Below are 12,735 nucleotides of genomic sequence, written 5' to 3'. Positions count from 1 at the left end.
AAATGACAAATATTACGGAAATATTACGGAGAAATATTGACATTTTAACAATTTGTGATATACTCGTAAACATGGGATTATGGATAGCATGAACTGGAGGCTATATGAAAAATAAATTAAAATTAGGACAGGCAGCAGGCGTTGTAGCGTTTGCTATTATTATAGGTGCTGTATCTATGAGTTCAAGCAGCACAGTAGATGCCAGAACATCATTAAAGGAAAACAGAACAGTCAATGCGGGGGTTGCCCTTGGTCTGACAGAGGCGGCAGATGCTACGGAGCTTCTTACAGCAGGCGCGACATCTGCTCTCACATACTACGGAGCTGAGCTTACTGTTGCGCAAAATGACAGCAATGTTGTAACAGCATCTGCACAGGGCGCACCGCAGACAGACGATGCTTCACAGGAGTCTGAGCAGGCAAAAGAGGAAGCACAGGTAAATGAAGCAGCTCAGACACCGACTGCCGCACAGACCTGTGGTTATACAAATCTTGGTATGTCGGTTATAAGCAGTGGAAACTTAAATATCAGACAGGAAGCTTCGACAGACAGCGAGGTAATAGGAATACTTACCAATCACAATGCCTGTGAGCTTCTTGAGGATGCCGGAGAATGGTACAAGGTCACATCAGGCAAGGTGACAGGATATGTAAACAAGCAGTATCTTGTGACAGGAGATGAGGCAGAGGCTATTGCAGAACAGGAGATTAAGACGGTTGCCACAGTAAATACGGAAACACTGAATGTGCGTGCAGAGAAGTCAACAGATGCTGCGGTGCTTTCGCAGGTTGGAAATTCAGAGGCATTCACGGTTAATTCTGTCGCTGACGGCTGGGTTGAGATAAGTGTGGATGATTCGGTAGGATATATATCACAGGATTATGTGACACTGGCACAGGCACTTCCTACAGCAAAGACAATAGAGCAGGTGAAGTATGGTGACGGCGTATCAGATGTAAGGGCATCTGTTGTATCGTATGCGTTACAGTTTGTCGGAAACAGATATGTGTGGGGTGGTACAAGCCTTGAGAAGGGAGTTGACTGCTCAGGCTTCACAATGAGAATTCTTGGAAAGTATGGAATCTCATTACCGCATTCATCAAGAGCACAGCCTTCATACGGCACAAAAATCAGTGCATCTGAAGCAAAGCCGGGAGATTTATTCTTCTACGGAAGTGGAAGGAGTATCTCACATGTTGCAATTTATATCGGAAACGGACAGATTGTACATGCCAGCAACAAGCGTGATGGAATCAAGGTTTCAAATGCATATTACAGAAATCCGATTTGTGTCGCAAGATATTTGCCGGATTAATAAAAAAACAGTTTACAACAAATGCTTACTATGCTATACTGCATAAGTGTGGTTTTGCCCATGTTCGGTAGTTGGACACTCCGACCTATTGCTGAGCATCATACAGTTATCAGGGCGCATTATAATATAAGGAGGATCAACAATGATCGCAAAGGAAAAGAAACAGGCTATTATCGCAGAGTACGGTAGAACACCAAATGACACAGGTTCACCAGAGGTTCAGATTGCAATTCTTTCAGCAAGAATCGCAGAGTTAACTGAGCATTTCAAACAGAACCCAAAGGATCATCACTCAAGAAGAGGAATGTTAAAGATGATCGGTCAGAGACGTGGATTACTTGCATACCTTAAGGAGATTGATATCGAGAGATATCGTTCACTTATCGAGCGTTTAGGACTCAGAAAATAGTATTTTCTTTAGAGCGGAGTAATTATTATTCCGCTCTATTATTGTTTTTATTATTGTTTTTTGAAAAGCAGAAGTAAGCCGAGACCACTAAAGAGTGCATGAGCGTACATGTATTGTTTAGTAGTTTCGGAAGAGGAATACACTTCTGCAAAAGAATTTTTAAGGAGAATTAATATGTACAAAAGTTATTCAATGGAACTTGCCGGCAGGACTCTTACTGTAGATATCGGAAGAGTAGCAGCTCAGGCAAACGGAGCTGTTTTTATCAAGTATGGTGATACAACAGTCCTTTCAACAGCTACAGCATCTGACAAGCCACGTGACGGTGTGGATTTCTTCCCACTCAGCGTTGAGTTCGAGGAGAAGATGTACTCTGTAGGAAAAATTCCGGGTGGTTTTAACAAGCGTGAGGGAAAGGCATCTGAGAACGCCATCCTTACAGATCGTGTAATTGACCGTCCTATGAGACCTCTTTTCCCAAAGGATTACAGAAATGATGTTACATTAAACAACCTTGTCATGTCAGTGGATCCTGAGTGCCGTCCTGAGATAGTTGCAATGATCGGTACAGCTCTTGCTGTTCATATATCAGATATTCCGTTTGACGGACCATGTGCCATGACACAGATGGGACTTGTTGATGGAGAGTTTATCGTAAACCCTTCACAGAAGCAGTGGGATGAGGGCGATTTACAGCTCACAGTTGCTTCTACAAAGGAAAAGGTCATCATGATTGAGGCAGGCGCCAATGAGATTCCTGAGGATCAGATGATTGAGGCAATCTACAAGTGTCATGATATTAACCAGACAGTTATCGCATTCATGGATCAGATCCGTGATGAGATTGGCAAGCCAAAGCATGAGTATGAGAGCTGTGCTATTCCGGAGCAGATGTTTGAGGATATCAAGAAAATTGTTACTCCAGAGCAGATGGAGGAGGCAGTATTCACAGATGAGAAGCAGAAGCGTGAGGAAAATATAAGAGCTATCACAGAGCAGTTAGAGGAAGCTTTCGCTGACAATGAGGAGTACCTTGCAGTACTTGGTGAGGCTATTTACCAGTATCAGAAGAAGACAGTCAGAAAGATGATTTTAAAGGATCATAAGCGTCCGGACGGCCGTGCAATCAACCAGATCAGACCACTCGCAGCAGAGGTTGATTTGATTCCTAGAGTTCACGGCTCTGCAATGTTTACCCGTGGACAGACACAGATTTGTGATGTTGTAACACTTGCTCCTTTATCAGAGATTCAGAAAATCGACGGACTTGATGCAAATATCACAACAAAGAGATATATGCATCACTATAACTTCCCTGCATACTCTGTAGGAGAGACAAAGGTATCACGTGGACCGGGACGTCGTGAGATTGGACACGGAGCACTTGCTGAGAAGGCACTTGTTCCTGTACTTCCAAGCATTGAGGAGTTCCCATATACTATCCGTGCCGTATCTGAGACATTTGAGTCAAACGGCTCTACATCAATGGCTTCAACATGTGCATCATGTATGTCACTTATGGCTGCAGGTGTTCCGATTAAGGCTATGGTTGCCGGAATCTCATGCGGACTTGTAACAGGCGATACAGATGATGATTTCCTTGTACTTACAGATATCCAGGGTCTTGAGGATTTCTTCGGAGATATGGATTTCAAGGTAACAGGTACACATAAGGGTATTACAGCTATCCAGATGGATATCAAGATTCACGGACTTACAAGACCTATCGTTGAGGAGGCAATCGCGAGAACACGTGAGGCACGTCTCTACATCATGGATGAGGTCATGAGCAAGGCAATCGCTGAGCCTAGAAAAGAAGTAAATGAGTGGGCTCCAAAGATCGAGCAGATTACAATCGATCCATCAAAGATTGGTGATGTTGTCGGACAGAAGGGTAAGACAATCAACGAGATTATCGACAGAACCGGTGTCAAGATCGATATCACAGATGATGGCGCTGTTTCAGTTTGCGGAACAGATAAAGAGATGATTGCAAAGGCAATCGACATGATTAAGATTATCACAACTGATTTTGAGCAGGGACAGATCCTTGAGGGAACAGTTGTAAGCATCAAGGAGTTCGGTGCTTTCATCGAATTTGCTCCTGGCAAAGAGGGAATGGTTCACATTTCTAAGATTGCAAAAGAGAGAATCAACAGAGTAGAGGATGTACTCACACTTGGAGACAAGGTAAAGGTTGTTTGCCTTGGCAAGGACAAGATGGGAAGAATCAGCTTCTCTATGAAGGATGTAAAAGAGGATTAATTAATATACGTTAAAGTATAACAATAATATCCAGGTAAAGGGCTGCACGCAGGTGCAGTCCTTTTAATATATGAAATTATAGTAAGGTGATATGATGTAAGGCAAAACAGGTGCGTCTGTGTCATATTGTGAAAACGAATCATATACTAAATTAAAAAATAAAATAATAATGAAAAATGCGAAATATAGTATAAATGCAAATCTGGTATATAAAAATGGATATAGTGGTAAAAATGTCAATATAGCAGTGCTTGATACGGGTGTGTTTAAACACAAACAGCTTGATGGGTGCATAAAGCACTTTATGGATTTTGTGGGTGGAAAGGAGACATGTTATGACGATAACGGGCATGGTACACATGTGTGCGGTATATTATCGGCTGCAGATATAGGCATGGCTCCAGGGGCAGGACTATATGTGTTTAAGGTGCTTGATTATCTTGGCATGGGGCAGACGTCGGATTCAATTCGTGCACTTAAGTATATAAAAGAAAACTGTGTCAGACTTAATATAAAAATACTCAACTTCTCTGTAGGATATCTGCCATGTTCTGATACAGCAGAGCGTATTAAGATATTGAAGCTGATAGATGAATTGTGGGATATGGGAGTAGTAGTTGTTGCAGCAGCGGGCAACTATGGCCCGGCACCGTTTTCTGTAACTGTGCCGGGAATTTCAAGAAAAATAATAACAGTCGGAAGCTTTGATGATATAAGAAGTGGCAAAGGTCCTACCGACTGTTGTATTGTAAAGCCTGAGATTCTGGCTCCCGGGCATGATATCATAAGCCTTGGAACGAGAGATGGCACATATGTAAGGAAAACAGGTACTTCAATGGCTACACCGATTGTGTCAGGTGCCATAGCACTTCTATTGGAAAAAAATCCAAATATGAGACCGGAGGCGGTTAAGCTAGCACTGTATAATACATGTGACAGGGCAGGGGATAGTCACAAAGGCTCGTGGGGGATTATAAATGTTGATAAATTGGTGGGAATATTATAATATGTATTAGAGATTTATTATAGATAATATAGGAAATATTAGGTTGTATAATTGTAATTTCATGGTAGGGCTTATATGAGAAAAATATTACAAAGACTGCTTTCAAAGCTTTTTATAGTTTCGACAATAATAATCATACAGATGATATGGTGGTTCTTTTTGTTTTATACGGCCTCTGTTGCCAGCAGGGTGTTTCAGGATCTGATGTATGTGGCAGCTATATTGCTTTCGCTTTATATTGTCAACAGGCGGATGAAAATGTATATAAAAATGTCATGGATATTTTTGATACTGAGTGTTCCAATCGTTGGTATTCCGTGCTATTTCTTTTTCGGAAGACCGGAGCTTACGTCGAAGACACAGAAAAGAATGGCGAGAATTGTGGAAGCATATGCGCCGCTTCGGCCTGAAAACGAGCTGCTAAATGAGACACTCAGACAGACAGATATGGATGCATACAGACAAAGCAGGCTTATCACTCAAAATCAGAAATATCCACTGTATGCTGAGGACTGCACAGAGTACTTTAAATCAGGTGAGGAGGCTTTTGAGAGCATTTTAAAAGATTTAAGGTCAGCTGAAAAGTTTATCTTTATGGAGTATTTCATAATCGGCAGTGGCGTTATGCTTGATCAGATACTTGATATACTCAAAGAAAAGGTAAAGCATGGAGTTGTGGTGAGAATCATATATGATGATTTTGGCAGCATAAATGCCATTCCGCCACATTTTATAAAGGCGATGGAGAGCATCGGAATACAGACCAGACGCTTCAATCCATATAAGCCCATGCTTTCAGTAATTATGAATGACAGGGATCATAGGAAGATACTGGTGATAGACGGACGTGTGGCGCATACCGGTGGTTACAATATAGCAGATGAGTATATCAACAAAAAAATCAGGTTTGGTTACTGGAAGGATGCCGGTATCCGTGTGGAGGGAGAGTGTGTAAACAGTTTCACGACGATGTTCCTTGAGATGTGGAATTATATCAATAAGGACAATGCTGTGCATGATGAATATCTGAATCCACACAATACTTTCAGCCAGTCAGAGGAAAGCGGTTTTGTCCAGCCGTTTTGCGATTCACCGCTTGAGCATGATGATGTAGGAGAGAATCTTTATGTGAGTATCATCTCAAGAGCTAAAAAATATGTTTATATTTTTACACCATATCTGATACTTGGAACAGAGCTGTCACATGCTATGATATCGGCAGTCAGGTCAGGTGTTGATGTGCGTATTGTTGTACCTAAGATTCCCGATAAAAAGCTCATTTATCTGCAGACAAAAGCCAATTTCAGACCTCTTATCGAGGCGGGGGTAAGGATATATCTATACACACCCGGCTTTATACATTCAAAGTGTATAGTGGCAGATGATGATACTGCGATAGTTGGCACATGCAATCTGGATTTCAGGAGCATGTACTGGAATTTTGAGGATTTTGTATACATGTACAGGACTCAGTGCATCGGAAAAATAAAAGAGGATGCGATAGAGACGTTTGCGGTTTCAGAGGAGGTGTATGAGGAAAGCACAAATGATATCTCATTTGCAGGCAGGCTGCTGCAGAGTATTTTGCAGCTTTTTGCGCCGCTTTTGTAAATGTGTCTGTAAAGCGTCTGATAAAAATCTGTTGAATAATGTTACAAGTTGTAATATAATAATCCAAGCGATTGCATAAGCAACGCACGAAGAAACTGAATATGTAGCATAAAGGTGTCGGAGCAGACAAGCATTTGAATCTGATTTATGACAGGCGATGTGAAGCTGGCTCCGGTGAAAAGGGAAACAGGTGCAAATCCTGTACGAACTCGTCACCGTAATTAGGGAGTGACGGCCGATAGGTCACTGGGCAACCGGGAAGACGGCCGAAGCAATGATATATAAGCCGGGAGACCTGCCTTTGTGTTGTACGGAAACAATAGTGTTTCAAGCCACGAGTAACTGGCTGTACGTGATGAAATAATTATAATTACAGACAAGGTTATGATAGCCGTATAGTCTGGGTTAGAAGGATTTTGACATGTATAGCTCTTTGACATAATAGTACAAAGAGCTTTTATTTTTGACGCTTTAAATGTTTTCGTCTTACATATTTAAAACATGTGCAGCTTAATAGCTGCAAGGAGAATGAAAAGGAGAAAACATGAAAAAGAAATTAGTAGTAGTACTGATGGCAGCAGTTATGGCTATGACAGCAGTGACCGGCTGTGGCAGCAAGGCAGATGATGCAAAGAATGATACACAGGCATCTAAGACTTCGGAGAGTGAGACAAGCGCAAACGCTGATCAGGAGGCAGCAATGCATGTGGCAGATTTAATCGATGCAATCTACGTGCAGGAGAGAACAGATGATACAGATAAGCAGTGCAAGGAGGCTAAGGAGGCCTGGGACAAGCTCACAGACGCACAGAAGGAGCTTGTAGAGGGAGAAAATGCTGATCCTGACTATTTCGGCAGAGATACAGGCGATGCTTCGAAGGATGATCCGAGAAACCAGGATGATATCGGCGAGAACGAGATTCTTGTAGTAAGCTTTGGTACATCCTTCAACGACAGCCGTGTGGCTGATATCAAGGGTGTGGAGGATGCAATAGCAGCTGCAAATCCTGACTGGTCAGTCAGAAGAGCCTTCACAGCACAGATTATCATCAATCATGTACAGGCAAGAGATGACGAGAAGATTGACAATATGGATCAGGCACTTGAGCGTGCAGTCAAAAATGGTGTAAAGAATCTTGTGGTACAGCCTACACACCTGATGCATGGAGCAGAGTATGATGAGCTTTCAGAGGCTGTAGAGAAGTATAAGGATAAATTTGAGTCTGTAAAGATTGCAGAGCCACTCCTCGGTGAGGTTGGAAGTGATGCAACAGTTGTAAATGAGGATAAAAAGGCCGTTGCAGAAATTCTTACAGAGGAAGCAGTAGAAAAGGCAGGCTATGACAGCCTTGATGCTGCAAAGGAAGAGGGCACAGCATTTGTATTTATGGGACATGGAACAAGCCATACAGCAAAGATTTCATACAGCCAGATGCAGAGCCAGATGACAGCTTTGGGTTATGAGAACGTATTTATCGGAACTGTAGAGGGTGAGCCGGAGGATACATCATGTGAGTCTGTCATTGAGAAGGTGTCAGCCGCTGGCTACAAGAACGTCATTCTTCGTCCGCTTATGGTTGTTGCAGGAGACCATGCCAACAATGATATGGCGGGAAGTGATGATGATTCATGGCTTTCACAGTTTAAGGCATCAGGAAAGTTCGATAAAATCGATACACAGATTAACGGACTTGGTGAGATTGAGGGTATCCAGAAGCTTTATGTTGAGCATACAGCGGCTGCTATGAGCAAGTAGCAGTTACTTAAATGTATAGTGGGGAAGCTATAAAATAACAGGAGCAGTATATCAGACATGAGAAAATTATTCAGAAACAAGTTTACTTATATCGTTGCAATGACACTGGTTTGTGCCATGAGCCTGGCAGCCTGCGGTAATAAGAATGCAAAAGCTGAAACAGAAAGCAAAAAAGCAGTGCAGGATGCGACAGAGAGCACAAAAAAGGCTGAAAAAACAGAAAAGATAGCACTTTCAGATGGTACATATACAGCAGAGTTTACTACAGACAGCTCAATGTTTCATGTGAATGATGCATATGACAACAAAGGTACACTCACCGTGAAGGATGGCAAGGCAACAATACATGTTGCTCTTACATCCACACACATTGTAAATCTCTTTTTGGGAACAGCAAAGGATGCCTCAAAGGACAAGGCTGAGCTTTTGGAGCCAACTGTTGAGACTGTCGATTATGGCGATGGCACAACTGAGGAGGTCAATGCGTTTGATATACCGGTTCCTGTTTTGGATGAGGAATTTGACCTTGCACTTATCGGTACAAAGGGCAAATGGTATGACCACAAGGTAAAGGTCTCAAATGCCACACCTGCGGACGCAGATGCAAGCGTATCTGAGAGTGCAGGAAAAGAGCTTCCTGACGGAACATACAATATCAATCTCGATTTCGAGGGCGGAAGCGGTAAGGCGAGCATTGCATCACCGGCTGAGGTGACTATAAGCGGTGGAGCCGCTACTGCAACAGTGCAGTGGAGCAGTCCAAACTATGACTATATGATAGTTGATGGACAGAAATACATGCCTGTAAATACAGACGGCAATTCTGTATTTGAAATTCCGGTTAAGCTTGATACACCTATGCAGGTTATCGGAGATACAGTTGCTATGAGCAAGCCGCACGAGGTTGAGTACACACTCACCTTCCATTCAGATTCTGCTACAGAGGTGCTTGGTGAGGATGGAGAATAATTAAGCTATGCATGGAAGAAAAAAGATAATTATATATATATTGATATCAATTATAGGACTGTTCTGGCTGTCAGGCTGTGACAGTCCTTCTTCCGATTCAGGGAATACCGAATCGAAGGCTGAGGCAGAGGCACAAAACGGTCTTATATATAAGAGCAGTATGAAGCTTTTATATGCAAAGAATTTTTCTGTTGACTATTATGAGGGTGGATACAAGATACTTACTACAAAGGACGGTACCCAAATACTTACCGTGCCAAAAGGCAGAAAGACTCCAAAGGATATTGACAAGGATATCATTGTATTGAAGGAGCCTGTAAGTGATTTGTATCTGGTCGCATCAGGGGTGATGGATATGTTTGACAAGCTTGATGCAGTGGACACTATTAAATTTTCGGGGCTTGACAGTGATGGCTGGTACATTGACAGTGCAAGAAAGGCTCTTGAAAGTGGCAGAATGCTATATGCCGGCAAATACTCAAAACCCGATTATGAGCTTTTGGTGTCAGAAAACTGTTCTCTTGCCATAGAAAATACTATGATTACCCATTCGCCACAGGTAACGGAAAAGCTTAAAAGCTTTGATATCCCTTCAATAATCGAGTACTCAAGCTATGAGGAGGAGCCGCTCGGCAGAGTGGAGTGGGTGAAGTTTTTCGGAGCACTCACAGACAGGGATGAAAAGGCCGATGAGCTCTTTAATGAGCAGGTGGATATTGTAAATCGCATCGCAAAGACAGATACTGCTGCAAATGATGATAGCAGACCGACAGTTGCATTTTTCTATATCACGTCCAATGGACAGGTTCAGGTGCGCAAAAGTACAGATTATGTGCCAAAGATGATTTCGCTTGCCGGCGGAAAATATATTTTTGATGCGTCAAATGACGACGATACAGGCAGGTCGACCATGAATATGCAGCTAGAGGATTTCTACAATGGAGCAATAGATGCTGACTATCTGATATATAACAGTGCGATAGACGGCGGTGTGAAGAATCTGAATGAGCTTTTGGACAAGTGCCCGGTGCTTGCTGATTTTAGGGCAGTCAAAGACGGCAATGTATTTTGCACCACGAACGATATGTATCAGCAGTCTATGTCCATAGGATATATGATTGATGATATGCATTCGATGATTACAGGTGCACCCGACAGCGGCATGAAATATCTGTTTAAGCTCAACAGGAAAATCAATAGCACAAAAAGATAAAAAGCGGAGCTACAACATGGAAAAAACCAGAAAAATAAGGTGTTTTACAACATTTATTATTCTTATAATCTTAATTATTATATTGCTTATCATGAATGTGTGCATAGGAACTGTACACATATCATTTAAGGCTGCATTTGCGACACTTTATGACCACTCAGACAGGGTAGGACGTATTGTGTGGGATATCCGCATGCCAAGAGCTATCGCAGCGATGATACTGGGCGGGGCATTAGCGCTTGCAGGATATCTTTTGCAGACTTTTTTTCATAATCCAATCGCGGGACCTTTTGTGCTTGGTATATCATCGGGAGCTAAGATGATTGTGGCACTTGTTATGGTATTTTTACTTGGAAATGCCATACGTGTGAGCTCACTGGCCATGATTGCAGCAGCGTTTTTGGGAGCAATGCTTTCAATGGGCTTTGTGCTTATCATTTCAAGAAAGGTAAGCAGCATGTCAATGCTTGTGGTGAGCGGTGTCATGATTGGCTACATATGCTCTGCGGTGACTGAGTTTGTGGTGACATTTGCAGATGATTCCGATATAGTAAACCTGCATAACTGGTCAAGGGGAAGCTTTTCGGGCATGACCTGGGACAGCGTTGGGGTGATGAGCATTGTGGTGGGAATCACATTTATCTTTGTTTTTCTTATGTCAAAGCCCCTTATGGCATATCAGCTCGGAGAGTCATATGCCGTAAATCTGGGCGTAAACATAAAGCGTATCCGGGTGCTTCTGGTTCTGCTTTCAAGCCTGCTTTCCGCATGTATAGTGGCGTTTGCGGGACCGATATCGTTTGTCGGAATAGCCGTGCCACACATAGTAAAAAGCATGCTAAAGAGCACAAAGCCCATATATATGATACCGGCCTGCTTCCTTGGTGGAGCGGTGTTCTGCCTGTTTTGTGATTTGCTTGCGAGGATGATGTTTGCGCCTACGGAGCTTAGTATCAGCACGGTTACGGCAGTATTTGGTGCACCTGTAGTGCTGTTTATCATGATAAGACGCAGCAAGGAGAAAAATGTCTGATGGAATATTATTTTACTGCACAAAAGCTGGCCGTTGGATATGATAACAGGCCGCTTATTGAAAATATTGATTTTTCCCTGAAAAGGGGAGAGATTCTCACATTAATCGGGCCAAACGGTGCCGGTAAATCGACTATTTTAAAAAGTATTGCAAGACAGCTTTCGCTTGTGAGCGGTACGATATATCTTGATAAAAGTGATGTAGTGACGATGAATGGCAATGAATTTGCAAAGAAAATGGCTGTTGTGCTCACCGATAAGCTAAAGACGGAGCTTATGACCTGCTATGATGTGGTTGCGACCGGCAGATATCCATACACAGGCCGGTTCGGAGTACTTTCGGATGAGGACAAAAAGGCTGTGGATGAGGCGATGGAGCTGGTCAATGTATCACAGATAAAAGATAAGGATTTTACAAAGATAAGCGATGGACAAAGACAGCGGGTTATGCTGTCACGGGCTATATGCCAGCAGCCGGAGATTATAGTGTTAGACGAGCCTACCTCGTATCTTGATATAAAGTACAAGCTTGAGTTTTTATCAATACTCCAAAGGCTTAAAAGACAGAAGAATCTTACGGTTATCATGTCGCTCCATGAGCTTGATATGGCAAAGCGTGTGTCAGACCATATTTTGTGTATAGATGGCAGATATGTGGACAGATATGGCACTCCTGAGGAGGTATTTACTGACCAATATGTTTCAGGTCTTTTTGGAATTACGGCAGGAAGCTTTGACGAAACAGGAGAGGATTTAGAGCTGGAAAAACCGGATGGAAGTGCGAGGATATTTGTCATAGCAGGAGGGGGCCTGGGCAGAAAAAGCTTTAGGAGCTTACAGCGAAAGGGTATCCCGTTTGCGACAGGAATCATCTATGAAAATGATCTGGATTATCCTGCGGCAAAGGCGCTTTCTGCTGAGATTGTCAGCGCAAGAAGCTTTGAGCCTGTAGACGATGCCCTTATTGAAAAGGCAAAGGAGCTTATTGACGCATGCGAGGGCGTTATATGTGACAGAACAGAGTTTGGCACGTATGAGCAGTTTAACAGCAGGCTTTATGAGTATGCAGTCTCTACAGGAAAAATTATAAAAATTCCTTTTCTTGAGGAACAATTGGCACAGCTTTAAGGAAGTTACTGTTCACACTACAGTTTAATA

At 42.6% G+C, this 12,735-nt stretch carries 10 protein-coding genes and 1 riboswitch; all 10 genes read left to right on the top strand.

Going from position 1 to position 12,735, the window contains the following annotated elements; translation table 11 throughout:
• Positions 1–104 precede the first annotated feature (104 nt).
• Positions 105–1,316, top strand: coding sequence for a C40 family peptidase (locus EUBREC_RS08740; RefSeq protein ID WP_012742777.1), 1,212 nt, complete (start codon positions 105–107; stop codon positions 1,314–1,316).
• Positions 1,317–1,458: 142 nt separating this feature from the next.
• Entirely contained in the window at positions 1,459–1,725 is a 267-nt protein-coding gene (gene rpsO / locus EUBREC_RS08735) for a 30S ribosomal protein S15 (protein WP_012742776.1), read from the top strand.
• A 174-nt stretch (positions 1,726–1,899) separates the two neighbouring features.
• Complete coding sequence (locus EUBREC_RS08730) at positions 1,900–3,990, top strand: polyribonucleotide nucleotidyltransferase (protein ID WP_041254072.1); 2,091 nt, start codon at positions 1,900–1,902, stop codon at positions 3,988–3,990.
• Between the two features lie 169 nt (positions 3,991–4,159).
• Positions 4,160–4,996 (top strand): S8 family peptidase, encoded by an 837-nt coding sequence (locus EUBREC_RS08725; protein ID WP_012742774.1) that lies wholly within the window; start codon positions 4,160–4,162, stop codon positions 4,994–4,996.
• Positions 4,997–5,071: 75 nt separating this feature from the next.
• Positions 5,072–6,607, top strand: a complete 1,536-nt coding sequence (gene cls / locus EUBREC_RS08720) for a cardiolipin synthase (protein ID WP_012742773.1) — start codon at positions 5,072–5,074, stop codon at positions 6,605–6,607.
• A gap of 146 nt (positions 6,608–6,753) precedes the next feature.
• A riboswitch (cobalamin riboswitch) is annotated at positions 6,754–6,924 on the top strand.
• Between the two features lie 227 nt (positions 6,925–7,151).
• The gene (locus EUBREC_RS08715; protein ID WP_012742772.1) at positions 7,152–8,363 is read left to right on the top strand and encodes a sirohydrochlorin cobaltochelatase; all 1,212 of its coding nucleotides are present in this window, start codon (positions 7,152–7,154) and stop codon (positions 8,361–8,363) included.
• Between the two features lie 57 nt (positions 8,364–8,420).
• Complete coding sequence (locus EUBREC_RS08710) at positions 8,421–9,332, top strand: iron transporter (RefSeq protein WP_012742771.1); 912 nt, start codon at positions 8,421–8,423, stop codon at positions 9,330–9,332.
• 7 nt (positions 9,333–9,339) lie between these two features.
• Positions 9,340–10,545, top strand: coding sequence for an ABC transporter substrate-binding protein (locus EUBREC_RS08705; protein ID WP_012742770.1), 1,206 nt, complete (start codon positions 9,340–9,342; stop codon positions 10,543–10,545).
• A gap of 16 nt (positions 10,546–10,561) precedes the next feature.
• On the top strand, positions 10,562–11,578 hold the full coding sequence (locus EUBREC_RS08700; protein ID WP_012742769.1) for a FecCD family ABC transporter permease: 1,017 nt from the start codon (positions 10,562–10,564) through the stop codon (positions 11,576–11,578).
• On the top strand, positions 11,578–12,705 hold the full coding sequence (locus EUBREC_RS08695) for an ABC transporter ATP-binding protein (RefSeq protein ID WP_012742768.1): 1,128 nt from the start codon (positions 11,578–11,580) through the stop codon (positions 12,703–12,705). The genes EUBREC_RS08700 and EUBREC_RS08695 overlap by 1 nt, the downstream gene beginning before the upstream one ends.
• Positions 12,706–12,735: the final 30 nt, after the last annotated feature.

It is taken from the genome of Agathobacter rectalis ATCC 33656, assembly GCF_000020605.1.
Lineage (GTDB): Bacteria > Bacillota > Clostridia > Lachnospirales > Lachnospiraceae > Roseburia > Roseburia rectalis.
Note: the sequence above shows the minus strand (reverse complement) of the source record. Positions and strands in the feature narration are given on the sequence as shown.